The 14,874-nt window shown below is 64.8% G+C and carries 12 protein-coding genes; 11 read left to right on the forward strand and 1 reads right to left on the reverse strand.

The genetic code is table 11. The annotated features are described in order from the left end of the window. The first annotated feature begins 645 nt into the window (after positions 1-645). From AB7M16_RS08155 to neuB, 6 genes are all read left to right on the forward strand, one after another. On the forward strand, positions 646-3,156 hold the full coding sequence (locus AB7M16_RS08155; RefSeq protein WP_453943598.1) for a hypothetical protein: 2,511 nt from the start codon (positions 646-648) through the stop codon (positions 3,154-3,156). A gap of 84 nt (positions 3,157-3,240) precedes the next feature. Continuing rightward, positions 3,241-4,443 (forward strand): HAD-IIIA family hydrolase, encoded by a 1,203-nt coding sequence (locus tag AB7M16_RS08160; protein WP_453943599.1) that lies wholly within the window; start codon positions 3,241-3,243, stop codon positions 4,441-4,443. Positions 4,444-4,577: 134 nt separating this feature from the next. After that, complete coding sequence (locus AB7M16_RS08165; protein ID WP_453943600.1) at positions 4,578-5,597, forward strand: NAD-dependent 4,6-dehydratase LegB; 1,020 nt, start codon at positions 4,578-4,580, stop codon at positions 5,595-5,597. Then, positions 5,590-6,804, forward strand: coding sequence for a LegC family aminotransferase (locus AB7M16_RS08170; protein ID WP_453943601.1), 1,215 nt, complete (start codon positions 5,590-5,592; stop codon positions 6,802-6,804). The genes AB7M16_RS08165 and AB7M16_RS08170 overlap by 8 nt, the downstream gene beginning before the upstream one ends. After that, positions 6,797-7,975 carry a UDP-N-acetylglucosamine 2-epimerase gene (neuC, locus tag AB7M16_RS08175; RefSeq protein ID WP_453943602.1) on the forward strand — a complete coding sequence of 393 codons (1,179 nt, stop codon included), beginning with the start codon at positions 6,797-6,799 and terminating at the stop codon, positions 7,973-7,975. Before AB7M16_RS08170 ends, neuC begins: the two co-directional genes overlap by 8 nt. Continuing rightward, positions 7,972-9,042 (forward strand): N-acetylneuraminate synthase, encoded by a 1,071-nt coding sequence (gene neuB, locus AB7M16_RS08180; protein WP_453943603.1) that lies wholly within the window; start codon positions 7,972-7,974, stop codon positions 9,040-9,042. Before neuC ends, neuB begins: the two co-directional genes overlap by 4 nt. Here the strand turns inward: neuB and AB7M16_RS08185 are convergent. Further along, positions 9,039-9,650 (reverse strand): acetyltransferase, encoded by a 612-nt coding sequence (locus AB7M16_RS08185; RefSeq protein ID WP_453943604.1) that lies wholly within the window; start codon positions 9,648-9,650, stop codon positions 9,039-9,041. The genes neuB and AB7M16_RS08185 overlap by 4 nt on opposite strands. 198 nt (positions 9,651-9,848) lie before the next feature. Here AB7M16_RS08185 and AB7M16_RS08190 point away from each other — a divergent pair, with 198 nt between their 5' ends. Genes AB7M16_RS08190 through AB7M16_RS08210 form a run of 5 tightly spaced genes read left to right on the forward strand, consistent with a single transcriptional unit; the run spans position 9,849 to position 14,858 of the window. After that, on the forward strand, positions 9,849-10,898 hold the full coding sequence (locus tag AB7M16_RS08190) for a nucleotidyltransferase family protein (protein ID WP_453943605.1): 1,050 nt from the start codon (positions 9,849-9,851) through the stop codon (positions 10,896-10,898). Then, the gene (locus AB7M16_RS08195) at positions 10,895-11,803 is read left to right on the forward strand and encodes a Gfo/Idh/MocA family protein (protein WP_453943606.1); all 909 of its coding nucleotides are present in this window, start codon (positions 10,895-10,897) and stop codon (positions 11,801-11,803) included. Before AB7M16_RS08190 ends, AB7M16_RS08195 begins: the two co-directional genes overlap by 4 nt. Continuing rightward, entirely contained in the window at positions 11,800-12,501 is a 702-nt protein-coding gene (locus AB7M16_RS08200) for an acylneuraminate cytidylyltransferase family protein (protein ID WP_453943607.1), read from the forward strand. The genes AB7M16_RS08195 and AB7M16_RS08200 overlap by 4 nt, the downstream gene beginning before the upstream one ends. A 13-nt stretch (positions 12,502-12,514) precedes the next feature. Beyond that, on the forward strand, positions 12,515-13,336 hold the full coding sequence (locus tag AB7M16_RS08205) for an SDR family oxidoreductase (RefSeq protein ID WP_453943608.1): 822 nt from the start codon (positions 12,515-12,517) through the stop codon (positions 13,334-13,336). A gap of 13 nt (positions 13,337-13,349) precedes the next feature. Next, complete coding sequence (locus AB7M16_RS08210; RefSeq protein WP_453943609.1) at positions 13,350-14,858, forward strand: hypothetical protein; 1,509 nt, start codon at positions 13,350-13,352, stop codon at positions 14,856-14,858. The last annotated feature ends 16 nt before the right edge of the window (positions 14,859-14,874 follow it).

Consider the following 14,874-nt stretch of genomic DNA (forward strand, 5'->3'; position numbering starts at 1 on the left):
ATGCTAAAACGTCGGCGCGATTTCTGCGCCTGTTTACGCTGTGCCGACGGGGGAATCAACCGAGAATGGCGCCGCAGAGAGCGATTCGCAAGAAGGCACATCAAGCCTACAGCACCGTCGTCAGACTCAAGCCTCGGCGGCCCAAGTGGCCGCGAGACATGAGGGCGCTCTTGCTACCGGAACGAGTGCTGTCTTCCAGCGCTCGAATCCTTGCATTGCGGCTGCGGCTCCCGTATGACCGAAACTGGCTACGTGACTTGGTACCCGCCTGAAACAGGCCAGAACAATCGGCCTTTCCTGGACCTACACCGTGCTTCAACGACCGCTCGTCAGCATCACTCCGATCATGGTCATTCCAGCGAGGAAACGCTGACGTGCGCTGGCAAGCAGAGGCGCGGGCGTTCTCTGTATTGTCGAACATGCCCTGGGGTGAAGATCTGCACTGCGCGCTGCAGCGCACGTCCCTCGACGGCTGCCGCGCCCGGAAAGGCGGATCCTCATGGCACCGCGCTTCAGAGGCTTTTCCCCACAGGACCTGTTCACGCTCGGCTCCCTGATCATTGCAGCCAGGCCGAGCTGCCGAAAGGAAATTGAAGATCACCAATTCTCAGCTGCGACGCCGGCACCCATTCTAGAGATCTCGCGATGTGGACGACCACATTTGTCCTGACGTTCCTGTTCTTCCTGCTTCAGCTCGGCACCGGGTGTTCGATCTTGGCCATTGCGCCGACGAAACTGGTCGCGGTGTGCCGGCTCACGAAGGCTCAGTTCGTCGTCCTTGGATTTACCGTCGGCGCCTCTGCCACAGGCATCCTGCTCGGAGCCCTATCTCTATTCGTGAGCGATATTTGGTTTCAGTTCGTGACATTGGTTGTCGTGTCCAGCTTTGGACTGGCCTGGTCATGGCCCAACTGGGGCCCGAGCTCCGATGAGGCGCGCACGGCTGCCATCTGGTGCATTCTGTCGCTACCGACCGCGCTCCTGACATGGTGGTGGTCATTCGGCGCATTCTCCAGCTTTCCCTTTGCGGACATCGGCGCTGATGTTCACTGGATGAAGACTGCGCAAGAGTACGCCGATGGCGGTGTCATCAATCCGTATGCGGCCCAGTCCTATGTCGATCTCCGTTCGGCGGTGGCAGGCGTGCTCGCCGGAACGCTGGGCCTGGATCTCCTTAGATTTAGCTGGACCTATCGCTTCTTCTCGATCCTGTTCTTCCTGTTGGCGTCCTACGCCTTCGTGCAGGGCGTCTATCCCACGTCGCCACGGAAATGGATCGCCTTCTTCTTCGCCGCAGCCAGCAATGCCGTCGTCCTGATGACGAACGGCAGCCTGGCGGTCGTCAGCAGCGTCGTGTTTCTCGGCGTGCTGATCAGCAATGCGCCGCGCGACCCAAACGGTATCTCGGCACGATCTGCCCTGCTGCTGACCGTTGGCGCGGGCGTGACGCTGCTGCTCGCGTTCATCTTCAACAACAACACGCTCGTGCTTGCACTGCTCGTGGCCGCGCTGGTCCTGCTCAGGATTTTGCGCAGCACCGGACGATATGGCGGTGTTCTCTTTCTTGGTTGCATCTGGCCAGCGACGCTGGTGCTTGCACATCGCGGCTCCTACCTGTTCGTTCCGATCGTCCTGGTCAGCTGGCTCATGTATCTCGCCATCGCGCGGATGATTTCCACCTGGCCGTCGCCCAGCATCGCGGTGCTGCGGCTTCTGTCCTTCGTGCTGCCCCCGATCATTCTCGGAATTGTCGTCTGCGTTACGGGAATGCGCTTCGGCTACATTCCTTCATTGAGCGCCAACGACACCTTCTCCTCGATTACGGAGTTGATTCTGGGCAGAAGAATCGAAGGCGGCGAGGAGCTGTTCCTGGGATCCGGACCGCTGGTCGCCACGATCGAGCTTGGCCGGACGATAGGTCCGGTCTTGTCCATCTGCACCACGCTGGGCGTTGCGTGGTGGTGGATGACCCGGCCTGCTCTTCGTGACCCCTCCGGTGCAATCGTGCGTCGCGCCGACGGCTTCGTAACACTTGTGTGGTCCTGGATCGCCGGCTGCGGCCTGAGCCTTGCCGTACTCTCCGGCTTCCCGTTCCTGTATCGCACCAGCACGATCATACTGTCGCTGTTCACGATCACGGCCACCGAGGTCTTTGGTCAGTTATTCGTCGATTTCGGTCCCTCCACGCGTTATCGGCGGGGGCTGGTAGCGACGGCGGTCGCGCTGCTCGCGACCGCTCTTGTGGTTCTGGTCTACGCATTTCCCTGGCGAAGCGATCTTCCCTTCGCCCATTATCAGACAATCCTGCGACCGGTGGAATTGGCGGGCATCGCGCTACTCGCGACGCTCGCGGCATTGACCCTGGTTCAGCCGCGACCGCTCTACATCTTGGCTCTGGCGGGGATCGTGGGTTTGGGCATGGCCGTCGACAAGGTCGGTCTGTCCGGCATCAACAGGAGCTACAGTTACGGCGCCCTTCCCGACCGCACTGCAATCGTCTCGCACTACAACGCCGACGAGCTCGAACTGGCCCGTTGGCTCCGCGAGAAACTACGAAAAGGAATCATCCTCTCGGACCCGTATACGATGGGCATCCTCCGGGCGACCACCGGCGCGCCAGCCGCCTATCTGTTCTCCAATCTGGACACCGTGAACGAAATGGTCGCAACGCGAGCAAAATCGGTCGTGCGCACGATTCTGCAGCCGACCGAAGCCGAGCAGCGGCTTGCAACCACTTGCAGCCTGATCGCCCCTCTGGTGGGATCCATCAACGCGGAGGCGTACTTCCAGATGCGAAGGGCCGACGCTCTGAGCGGAATCATGCGGTCGGTCCGCACTGCGCCGGCACTGGGCCATGAAGTGACCCAGCCGCCTTCCGACGTCGCCGCGGCATTGACCCCTGAAATTCCGCCTGAGGAGGCCAAGTCCAGGATCCAGAACATCCTGGAGGCGGGCGAGAGCGCCTGGAACCTCGTCGCGATCATCACACCCCGCACCATCGAGTGGACCCATCTCGCAGCCAACCAGCGTCTCAGCTATTTTCCTCCCGCAGAGGCGATAGCGCCGACGATCATTGACGCCCTTCGCGAGGGCCCGTTTCCGGTCCTGTTCGCCAACAGCCAGACGGTCGTCGTTCGCATTCCTTGTTCGCGCTGATATGAACGCAGGATCGGAATGGCCCGCGCATTGCCCCCAGATTGGCGTCGGGCTCCATCATTCATGCTGTCGAAGGGACAAATCATGCTGAGACAGGCCGTCATCCTCGTCGGAGGGCTGGGTACACGGCTTGGCGCGCGCACCAAGGCGGCGCCGAAACCGATGCTCGACATCGGCGGCCGACCGTTTCTCGACACGTTGATCGATGAACTCGTCCGCTATCACGTCTTCGACGAAATCCTCCTGCTTGCCGGCCACAAGGCCGACATCGTCGAGAGCCACTATGCCGGCGCGGCGAGGGGCCGGGCCAAGATCCTTGTATCGCGCGAGACCGAGCCGCTCGGCACCGGCGGCGCGCTCGTGAACGCACGCGACCTGCTGCACGACCGTTTCCTGCTGCTCAACGGCGACTCGCTGTTCGACTTCAACCTGCTTGATCTGATCGCGCGAGCGAAGGGCGGGCGGATTCACATGGCATTGCGCGACGGCGTCGTGGGAGACCGCTACGGGCGCGTCGCGCTCGATGGCGACGTGGTGCGCGATTTCATCGCCCCGGGCGCGGGCGCAACCGGACCGGTCAATGCCGGGATCTACGTCGTCGACAAGTCCGTTCTCGCCGATATCGCGAAGCTTCCCGCCTCCCTCGAACAGGACGTGTTTCCCGGCCTTGTCTCGCGCGGCGAGCTCCGCGGCACCGCCTATCGCGGCTATTTCATCGACATCGGCATCCCCGACGATTTCGCCCGCGCCGACCGCGAATTGCAGGACAAGCTGCGGCGGCCGGCCGTGTTCTTCGATCGCGACGGTGTGCTCAACCATGATTCCGGCTACACATTCGAGACGCACAAGCTCGAATGGATCGAGGGCGCACGCGAGGCGGTGAAGGCGGTCAACGACGCCGGCTATTTCGCCTTCGTCATCACCAATCAATCCGGCGTCGCGCGCGGCTATTACGAAGAGCATCACGTCGTCACCCTGCACCGCTGGATGGCGGACCAGATGGCTGAGATCGGCGCACATGTCGACGCCTTCGAATATTGCCCCGATCATCCCGAGGGAACCGTCGCGCGCTACTGCCGCGTCAGCGACCGCCGCAAGCCGGCGCCGGGCATGATCACCGACCTCGCGCAGCGTTTTCCGGTCGACATGACGCGCAGCATGGTGATCGGCGACAAGCCGAGCGACCTCGAGGCCGCGCGGGCTGCCGGCCTCCCCGGCCACTTGTTCGAGGGCGGCAATCTGGAGAGGTTCGTGAGACACCTCCTGAACCCGGTCGGCCAAGCCTAGGCCGCGCCACAAAAATTGCTGCATCCCCGCGCATTTGGCAGCTTTCGGAGCGCTGCTCTGTTGCGCGCGAGCGCCAGTGTGCTATAGCGCCATCTTGTTGCGAACACTGGCTTAATCGCCTTCTGGGGTCCGGCATGGCAGATCTGAGGGACGCCCGCGTCCTCGTTACCGGCAGCGACGGCTTCATCGGTTCGCATGTCGTCGAGGAGTTGGTGAAAGCCGGGGCCCGCGTCAAGGCGATCGTCTACTACAACTCCTTCAACTCCTGGGGCTGGCTGGACACCGTTCCCGCCGACATCATGAAGTCCGTGGAGGTCGTCGCCGGCGACATCCGCGATCCGCATTTCATGATCGCAGCCGCCGGCGGCTGTACCGACGTGCTGCACCTGGCGGCGCTGATCGCGATCCCCTTCTCTTACGTCGCGCCAGACTCCTATGTCGACACCAACGTGAAGGGCACCGTCAACGTGCTCCAGGCTGCGCGCATGGCCGGCGTGCGGCGCTTCGTGCAGACCTCGACCAGCGAGGTCTACGGCACCGCGCAGACCGTCCCGATCAAGGAGAGCCATCCGCTGGTCGGTCAGTCGCCCTACTCCGCCTCGAAGATTGCCTCCGATCAGATGGCGCTATCGTTTCACGCCTCGTTCGACATGCCGGTCGTCGTGATCCGCCCGTTCAACACTTTCGGCCCGCGGCAATCGGCGCGCGCGGTGATCCCGACCATCATCAGCCAGATCGCGACCGGCAAGCGCAGGATCCGTCTCGGCGCCGTCAGCCCGACCCGCGACTTCTCGTTCGTCACGGATACCGCGCGCGGCCTGATCGCGGGACTCACCGCACCGGCCGAGCGATGCGTCGGCCAGACCATCAATCTCGGCAGCGGCTTCGAGATCTCGGTCGGCGCCACCGCGCAGATGATCGCCGACGTCATGGGGACCACGATCGAGATCGAGACCGACGAGGCGCGGCTGCGCCCCGCCAACAGCGAAGTCGAACGCCTCTGGGCCGACAATTCCAAGGCGCGCCAGCAGCTCGGCTGGTCCCCGGAATTCGGTGGGATCGACGGCATGCGCCAGGGCATCGTGAAGACGGTGAACTGGTTCACCAATCCCGTCAATCTCAGCCGCTACAAGGCAGACGTCTACAATGTCTGAGGCAATCGTGGGAACGGCCGCGACCAGATCATCCGCCTTCGATCCGAAGGCCGTGGTCGATGCCGTCCGGCGCGCCGCGGGTACGCCCAACGGCATCCTCGGCCTGCACGAGCCGGTGTTCGCCGGCAACGAGGTCTCCTATCTCGAAGAATGCATCAAGAGCACTTTCGTCTCCTCGGTCGGCCCGTTCGTCGACCGCTTCGAGCGGATGCTGGAGGAGGTGACGGGCGCCAGGCGCGCGGTCGCCGTCGTCAACGGCACGGCGGCACTGCACGCCTGCTTCCGCCTCGCCGGCGTCGAGCCCGGCGACGAGGTCATCTCGCCGGCGCTGACCTTCATCGCGACAACGAACGCGATCGCCTATTGCGGGGCGGTGCCGCATTTCGTCGACAGTTCGCTCACGACGCTCGGCATGGATCCGCGCGCGCTGGCCGCGCGGCTCGAGGCGATTGCGGAGCGAACGCCGAAGGGCACGGTCAATCGCGCGACCGGACGCCGCATCGCCGCAATCTCGCCGATGCACACGTTCGGACATCCCGTCGAGCTCGACGAGATCGCCGCGATCGCGCAAGACTGGGGCATTGCGCTGGTAGAGGATGCCGCGGAGTCGTTGGGCTCGACCTACAAGGGCCACGCCGTCGGATCGCAGGCACGGCTCGCTGCGCTGAGCTTCAACGGCAACAAGATCGTCACCACGGGCGGCGGCGGCGCCATCCTCACCAATGACGAGGAGCTCGGACGCCGCGCCAAGCATCTTACCACCACCGCGAAGCTGCCGCACAAATGGGCCTTCGTGCACGACGAGATCGGCTTCAACTACCGCCTGCCCAACCTGAACGCCGCGCTCGGTTGCGCCCAGCTCGAGCAGCTCGACGGTTTCCTGGCGAGCAAGCGCCGGCTGGCTGCCGCGTATGAGCGCGCCTTTGCGCACGTTCCCGGCGTGCGCTTTTCGCGCGAGCCCGAGGGCACCACGAGCAACTACTGGCTGAACGCGATCCTGCTCGACGAGGCCTATGCCGGGCGGCGCGACGACGTGCTGACGGCCCTGAACGAAGCCGGCTTCGGCGCGCGGCCGGCCTGGACCCTGATGCACCGCCTTCCGATGTTCGCGGACAACCCGCGCGGCGATCTCGCCACCGCCGAGTCGATCGAGCGCCGCCTGATCAACCTGCCGAGCAGCGCCAGCATCAGGGCCCGCGATGAATAGCGCCGCGCGAAAGATCTGCTTCGTCACCGGCAGCCGGGCCGATTTCGGGCTGCTGGTCTGGCCGATGCGCGCGATCCGCGAGACATCAGGCCTGACGCTCCAGCTCGTCGCCACCGGCATGCATCTCGCGCCCGAGTTCGGCTACACCTTCAACGCCATCCGCGACGAGGGCTTCGAGGTCGACGAGCGCGTCGAGACGCTGCTTGCCAGCGACACCGGCGCGGGCGTTGCAAAATCGGTCGGGCTCGGCGTGATCGGATTTGCCGACGCGTTCACGCGGCTGCAGCCAGATCTCGTCGTCGTGCTCGGCGACCGCTTCGAGATGTTCGCGGCCGCACAGGCCGCGATGTTCATGCGGCTGCCGATGGCGCATCTGTTCGGGGGCGACGTCACCGAAGGCGCGGTCGACGAATCCATCCGCCACGCCATCAGCAAGATGGCGCATCTGCATTTCACCAGCAATCGGGACTCGACGCGGCGGTTGACGCAGCTTGGTGAGCACCCCTCCCGTATCCACACCATCGGCTCGGTCGGTATCGACGCCGTCAAGCATCTCGATCTGATGAACCGCGACGACATCGGCAACGCGATCGGGATGCCGCTCGGCGAACGCAATGCTCTCGTGACGTTCCATCCGGTGACGGTCGAGGCCGGACGCTCGGTGGCCGAGCTGGACGAGCTGTTCGCGGCGCTGTCGGCGCTCGATCCCGGCTTTCGCCTCGTCTTCACGCTCGCCAATGCCGATGCCGAAGGGCGCGCGCTGAACGACCGGACCAAGGCCTTCGCGGCCGGCCGGCCGAACACGATCGCAGTCGCCTCGCTCGGGCAGCTCCGCTACCTCAGCCTGATGAGCCAGGTGGACGTCGTGATCGGCAATTCGTCGAGCGGCATCCTCGAAGCGCCGTCATTCGGTGTTCCGACGGTCGATATCGGCGACCGTCAGAAAGGGCGCGAGCGCGCAGACTCGGTGTTCCACGCCGCGCCCGAACGCGCCGCGATCGCTGCGGCGCTCTCGCAAGCGCTTCAGCGCGGCCGCAAGGACACCGTCAATCCCTATGGCGACGGCGATTCCAGCCGGCGATTTGCCGATATCGTTGCCGCCATCCCGGATTTCCGCCAGCTCCTGAAGAAGGGCTTCTACGAAGCTCCCGCAAGCGGAGCGCGGCCATGACGAGGCACACGCTGATCATCGCGGAAGCCGGCGTCAATCACGACGGCAGCCTGGACAAGGCGCTGGCCCTGGTCGATGCGGCAGCCGATGCCGGCGCTGACATCGTCAAGTTCCAGACCTTCAATGCGAAGGCGCTGGCGGGCGGGGCGGCCAAGAAGGCCGACTACCAGCAGCGCACGACGGATGCCGCCGAGAGCCAGCTCGCCATGCTGGAACGTCTCGAGCTGCCCCAGGCTGCGCATCGCACGCTGATTGCGCGCGCCGGGGAGCGCGGCATCGAGTTTCTGTCGACGCCGTTCGACGACGCTTCGCTCGCCTTCCTGCTTTCGCTCAAGCTGCCACGCATCAAGATCGGATCGGGCGATCTCACCAATGCGCCGCTGCTGCACGCGGCAGCGAGGGCGGGTGCGACGCTGATCCTGTCGACCGGCATGGCGACGCTCAGCGAGATCGAGGAAGCCCTTGGCGTATTGGCGCACGGCTACGCGCAGCGCAAGGATGCTGCGGGCGCCGCATCCTTCCGCGCGGCCTGGCGCGATCCGGCGGCGCGCGCCGCGCTGGCGCGACACGTCAGCCTGCTCCATTGCACGACCGAATATCCCTGCCCCATCGCCGATGTGAACCTCGCCGCGATGGCGACGATGCGATCGGCGTTCCAGCTGCCGGTCGGCTATTCCGATCACACCGACGGTTTCGAGGTGTCGGTCGGCGCGGTCGCGCTCGGCGCGACCGTCATCGAGAAGCACTTGACGCTGGATCGCAGCGCGCCCGGTCCCGACCACGCAGCCTCGCTCGAGCCTGATGATTTCAAGCGCATGGTCAGCGCCATCCGCAATGTCGAGGCCGCGCTCGGCGACGGCGTGAAGACACCGAAGGAATCCGAGGTCAGGAATGTGCCGGTGGCGCGCAAGAGCATCGTGGCGGCGCGCGCGCTGAAGGCCGGCGAGATCATCGGCCCGGCCGACATCACCGCCAAGCGGCCGGGCACAGGCCGGCCGCCGATCGAGTATTGGTCCCTGATCGGAACCGCGGCGCCGCGGGCGCTCGAACCCGACGATCCGCTCTAGCGGCGCGGCTTTGCCGGAACGCCGCGCAGCACAGACCCGGGCGGCCACGACCCCGTGACGACAGAGCCCATCGCCACCAACGTATCGTGACCGATGGAGATGTGATCGCGGACACGGCTGCCGAGTCCGACAAAGCAATTGTCGCCGATCTCCGCGCCGCCGCCGACCACCGTTCCGGGAGAGAGATGGGTGTAGTGCCCGACCCGCACGTCGTGCTCGACGACCGCGCCCGAATTGATGATGCAGTGATGGCCGATCATGCCTCGCGCATTGACGATCGCCCCCGGCATGATGACGCTTCCCGGGCCGATCGTTGCCGACGGCGAGACGAACGCACGCGGATGGATGACCGATGCCCAGCGCTTGAGCTGCAGCCGGCCGATCATCTGCCGGCGCGCGGGCCCCGCCTGCATCGTTCCGACCCCGACCACGAAGACCGCGTCCGGATAGTTCGGCGCAACATCATCGGTTCCGAGATAGCGCGCATCGCCCAGCGTTCCCGGCTGGCGATCGAGAAAACCGACGACGTTGAACTGGCCGGACAGGAGCGCTGCCTCGTAGACCATGAAGGCGTGTTCGCCGCCGCCGATGATGATCAGATCGTCCATCGCGATTCCCTCAAGCCGCACCGATCTTAGCGGCCGGGCCGGTGCGCTTCAAACCGACCCATGGCGGCTGAAAACGCGTGAATTAACAGGCACAAGCCCGGGTCCCCAGACGGGGTTGACGCCGCCTGTCGCAGCCGCGATATAGCAGGCTCAGCCGTGGGCCGCCCCCAAATCTGGCGCATACGAGGCAGAATTGCCATGAAATCCTGGCGCAAGGCCATCGTCGGTACCCAGGCAACCGTCGGCGAGGCCATTGCCGCGATCGAGAGCGGAAGCATCCAGATTGCGCTGGTGCTCGACGATCAGAACCGGCTGCTCGGCGTGGTCACCGACGGCGATGTCAGACGCGGACTGCTGCGCGGCGTCGCTCTCGCCGGGCTTGCGACCGACATCATGAACCGGACGCCGGTGTCGGCGCCTGCGACGATGCCCCGCGAGGACCGCCTGCATTTGATGCGGCAGAGGTCGATCAAGCAGCTCCCGCTCGTCGACGAGGGCGGCCATCTCGTCGTGGTCGAGACGCTCGATGAGCTGCTCGAACCGCGCCAGTATCCGAATCCGGTGCTGATCATGGCCGGCGGCCTCGGCGAGCGCTTGGGCGCGCTGACGCGCGACGTACCGAAGCCGATGCTCAATGTCGGCGGCCGGCCGCTGCTCGAGACGATCGTCCGCAACGTCGTGCAGCAGGGCTTTGGCAACATCTTCATCTCGGTGAACTACAAGGCCCAGACGATCAAAGACTACTTTGCCGATGGCGCCGCGTTCGGCGCCAACATCCAGTACGTGCACGAGACCGAACGCCTCGGGACCGCCGGTGCGCTCGGGCTGTTTGCGACACCGCCGGATCTTCCGATGATCGTCACCAACGGCGACATTCTCACCACGATCAATTACGGAGCGCTTCTCGATTTCCACAACGGAACGCCGGCGGAAGCGACGATGGCCGTCCGCGAGCACAAGGTGCACGTCCCCTATGGCGTGATCTCCACGACGGACGGATTTCTCCAGACCATTCGCGAGAAGCCGACCGAGAGCTGGTTCGTCAGTGCCGGCATCTATGTGATCGGCAGGTCCGTCTTCCGGCATGTCACGCCGGGCCTCAGCATCGATATGCCGACCGTGCTCGAGCGCGTGATCGCCGACAAGGGACGCGTCGCGGTCTATCCGATTCGCGAGTACTGGCTCGACATCGGTCGGCTGGAGGATTTCGAGCAGGCGCATGCGGAGTTTCACGAGGTCTTCCCGTGACCTCGACAAAAGCCGTCGTGGTTGGCCTCGGCTCGATCGGCACAAGGCATGCGCGCGTCCTGCGCGAGCTCGGCCTTCGGGTCGCAACGGTCAGCCGGCGCGAAGGCGGCGACTACGGATCGATCGCGCAGGCCGTCGCGACGGCGGATCCGGACTACGTGGTGATTGCCACCGAGACGGCGCGCCATACGGGCAATCTGCAAGAGCTGGCGCAAACCGGCTTCGATGGCAAAGTCCTCGTCGAAAAGCCGCTATTCGCAACACCCGCGCCGCCCCCGAAATATCCATTTGCCCATGTCAGCGTCGGATACAATCTGCGCTTTCACCCCGTGATGACGGCGCTGGCGGACACACTGCGCGGGCGGGACGTGATCACGGTCGGCGCCTATGTCGGCCAGGACATCAGGGACTGGCGGCCGGACCGCGATCACCGCACAACCGCCTCCGCCACGGCTGATGCTGGGGGCGGCGTGCTGCGGGATCTCAGCCACGAGCTGGACTATCTTCTCTGGCTGTTCGGGCCATGGCATCGGGTCGCAGCGATTGGCGGCGCCTCCGGCGCGCGCGACATCGACGTCGAGGACCACCTCGACCTGCTGCTCGATATGCAGCGGGCGCCATCGGTCCACGTCCACATGGACTATCTCGACCGTCAGGGCGTCCGCCGCATTCGCGTCAATGTCGACGACGACACCATTGAGGCCGATCTCGTCGGCGGGCGCCTTACCGTCAACGGCAAGGCAACGGAGATCCCCTGCGAGCGCGACCAGACCTACCGCGACATGCATGTCGCGGCGATGCGTGGCGCCAGTCCGGCCTGCTCGCTGCCGGAGGCCCTCGGCGTCATGCATCTGATCGACGCCAGCGAGCGCGCGCTGCGCAGCAAGACCTGGGTATCGCCATGAGCCTTGTCTGCACCATCTGCGCGCGAGGCGGCTCGAAAGGTGTCGTCGGCAAGAACGCGCGCGACCTCCTGGGCAGGCCCGTGCTCGCGTGGAGCATCGCACAGGCGCGCGAGACCGGCCTGTTCGACGCGATCGCCTTCAGCAGCGATTCGGACGCCTTGCTCGATGCGGCTATGAAGGCCGGCGCCGACATCGCGGTCAAGCGCCCCGATGAGATGGCGACCGACACGGCGCCGAAGCTGCCTGCGATTCGGCACTGTCTCGAGCAGGCCATCGCGCAAATGGGTACGACACCGGAGATTTTCGTCGATCTCGACGTCACCTCCCCGCTCAGGCTGGCCTCCGACGTCACCGGCGCGGTGGCGCTGCTGCGCGAGAGCGGCGCGGGCAATGTCATTACGGGTGCGCCAGCGCGGCGCTCGCCGTATTTCAACCTCGTCGAGCAGCGCACCGACGGTAGCGTCGGCCTGTCCAAATCCGCCAATCCGCCTATCACCCGACGGCAGGATGCGCCGCGCTGCTTCGACATGAACGCGTCGATCTATGTCTGGCGCGTGGCGCCGTTCCTGGAGCACCCCGCGGTATTCTATCCCGATACGCGCCTGTTCGAGATGCCGGAAGAGCGTTCGATCGACATCGATTCGGATCTCGATTTTGCGTTGGTGGAACTATTGCTTCGCCAACGAGTGCCGGCCTGAGGAGGCGCAAGCGATGACCACGAGCTTCAAGGCGCTGTTCGATCTGACCGGGCGTACGGCCGTCGTCACCGGCGGGTGCGGCATTCTCGGACGTCGATTTGCCGACGGGCTTGCCGAATTCGGCGCCAATGTCGCGATCGTCGATCTCGACCAGGCCGCAACTGATACGGCAGCCGGCGACGTCGCATCACGCCATGCCGTCCGCGCCAGAGGCTACGGTTGCGACATCACCAATCCCGATGCTGTGCGCGCCACGGCCGATGCGCTCGAAGCCGACCTCGGACCGGTCTCGATTCTGCTCAACAACGCCGCGAGCAAGGCGCGCGACCTCGACGCTTTCTTTGCACCCGTCGAGACATTCTCGCAGGACACCTGGCGGGAGATCATGGCGGTCAATCTCGACGGCATGTTCAACGTCGCCCAGGTGTTCGGCGGCCGGATGGCCGAGCGCGGCTATGGCGCCATCGTGCAGACCGCTTCTATCTACGGACTGATGGCCCCGGACCAGCGCATCTACGAAGGCTCGGAATATCTCGGCCACGCCATCAACACGCCTGCGGTCTACACGGCTTCCAAGGCGGGGGTTATCGGGCTGACCAAGCACCTCTCGACCTACTGGGCGGCGAAAGGCGTTCGCGTCAACACGCTGACCCCGGGCGGCGTCGAGAGCGGACAGAACGAGACCTTCAAGCAGCGCTACGGCGCCCGCATTCCGCTCGGCCGCATGGCCCGCGCCGACGAGATGGTGGGCGCGATGCTGTTCCTGGTGTCCGACGCGGCGTCCTACGTGACCGGCCAGAACATCGCGGTCGATGGCGGGCTGAGCGCATGGTGAGCCGAGCCATGCCATGTTGAAGCAGTTGATCCGGAACACGGTCATTTCCAGCGCGGCCTTCGGAATAGCAGCTGTGCTCGGCTTGATTGTCATTCCGGTCATCATCCAGACCTGGGGCGTGACCGAATTCGGCCTCATCGTGCTGGCTCGCATCCTGCTGCCGAGCGGCATGATGGGACTCCTCGATCTCGGCCTCTCCGAAGTCACGACGCAAGCGGTCGCGCGGGCGCGCGAGCATCGCAATTGGCGCGTCGCTGGCCAGCAGCTCGCGCTGCTCACTGTGATGGCCGCGATTCTCGCAGGACTGCTCGCAGTCGCCATTTGGATCAGCGCGCCCTATCTGGCGATCGCGCTTCGTGTCGATAACGCTCACGCGGACAGTTTTTCGCAAATCTTGCGCTACACCGCGCTTGCCAATCTGGTCCTGATCCCCGCGCTGGTCTGGGAAGGCATCGTGAAGGGGTTTGAGCGCTACAACGTGCTGCGGCTGGCCGAAGTGAGTTCCACGATCGTCTATGTCGCCTGCACGATTTGGGCTGCAAAGTCCGGAGCTTCGTTCGAGCTGGTGGCCTATATCTATCTTGCGAGCACCCTGATGCGCGCGTGTCTCGTGTTCATTGCCGCTTTTGTCGCCGTCGTGCGCAAGGTCAGGCTCGCGATGTGGGACGCGTCGATCCGGCGCGATCTGTTCCACCGCTGCGCTCTGTTCGCCCAGGGCAAGCTGACGGGCGGCTTGGCATTGCCCGTTCAGCCCTTAATGGTCGGTCTCCTGTTCGGGCCCAAGGGGGTCGGGGTGTACGATACGCTGGTCCGGCTGCCTCGGGTTTCCAAGATCGTCGTCGGCCTCCTCACGTCCGCCTTGCTGCCGGTGGCAAGCCGCCTGGACGAGCGCGGCAACGCTGCAGCGTTCCAGCGCCTCGGTGAATTCGGCCTGATCATCCTGCCCATGTTCACGGTGCCGCCGCTGGTTGCGGCCGCCGTGCTGTCGCGCGAGATCATGCAGACATGGATTGGGCCCCAGATGGCCCCCTACGCCTTCTGGATGGGCCTGAGCTTCGTGGTGCCGATCTGCGCTCAATACCTCGCCTTCGGCAATGTCATGTTCCTGACCCGTACCGACGTGCAGTCGCGCCTGAATCGGCTCATGATCTATCAGTTGGGAGTGTGGGCCGTGGTGGCGGTTGCGACGCTGTATTTGTTCGACGAGCGAGCGCTGATCCTTGGCCAGGCGGTGGGGAACGCCGTCATTCTACCGTTGCAGATCGGGGCTGTGAGCCGCGGGTTGCAGCTTGACTCCTACCGCCTCGTTAGAGCACTTCTCACCCAGGCCGCCATTCTCGTGGTCCTGGGCCTGCTGCTGCTTGAGCTTGCAGACCGCTTGGCAATCGACGCTTTCTGGGAACTCGGGCTTGCGATCGCTGCGTTTTGCGCGGTGAGTTGGGCCATTCAGTATTTTCTCGTTCTGGAAGACCGCCAGCGGGCGATCTTCGCGGAACTTGGCCATCGCTTCGGCTGGGCCTAGACCAAGCTCATGATTG

It is taken from the genome of Bradyrhizobium sp. USDA 372, from assembly GCF_053629095.1.

Coding starts and splice junctions, on each gene's coding strand:
- AB7M16_RS08160 (WP_453943599.1), top strand. CDS start 3,241: ATGCTGAGACAGGCCGTCATCCTCGTCGGAGGGCTGGGTACACGGCTT.
- AB7M16_RS08165 (WP_453943600.1), top strand. CDS start 4,578: ATGGCAGATCTGAGGGACGCCCGCGTCCTCGTTACCGGCAGCGACGGC.
- AB7M16_RS08205 (WP_453943608.1), top strand. CDS start 12,515: ATGACCACGAGCTTCAAGGCGCTGTTCGATCTGACCGGGCGTACGGCC.
- neuC (WP_453943602.1), top strand. CDS start 6,797: ATGAATAGCGCCGCGCGAAAGATCTGCTTCGTCACCGGCAGCCGGGCC.
- AB7M16_RS08155 (WP_453943598.1), top strand. CDS start 646: ATGTGGACGACCACATTTGTCCTGACGTTCCTGTTCTTCCTGCTTCAG.
- AB7M16_RS08185 (WP_453943604.1), bottom strand. CDS start 9,650: ATGGACGATCTGATCATCATCGGCGGCGGCGAACACGCCTTCATGGTC.
- AB7M16_RS08190 (WP_453943605.1), top strand. CDS start 9,849: ATGAAATCCTGGCGCAAGGCCATCGTCGGTACCCAGGCAACCGTCGGC.
- AB7M16_RS08170 (WP_453943601.1), top strand. CDS start 5,590: ATGTCTGAGGCAATCGTGGGAACGGCCGCGACCAGATCATCCGCCTTC.
- AB7M16_RS08200 (WP_453943607.1), top strand. CDS start 11,800: ATGAGCCTTGTCTGCACCATCTGCGCGCGAGGCGGCTCGAAAGGTGTC.
- neuB (WP_453943603.1), top strand. CDS start 7,972: ATGACGAGGCACACGCTGATCATCGCGGAAGCCGGCGTCAATCACGAC.
- AB7M16_RS08210 (WP_453943609.1), top strand. CDS start 13,350: ATGTTGAAGCAGTTGATCCGGAACACGGTCATTTCCAGCGCGGCCTTC.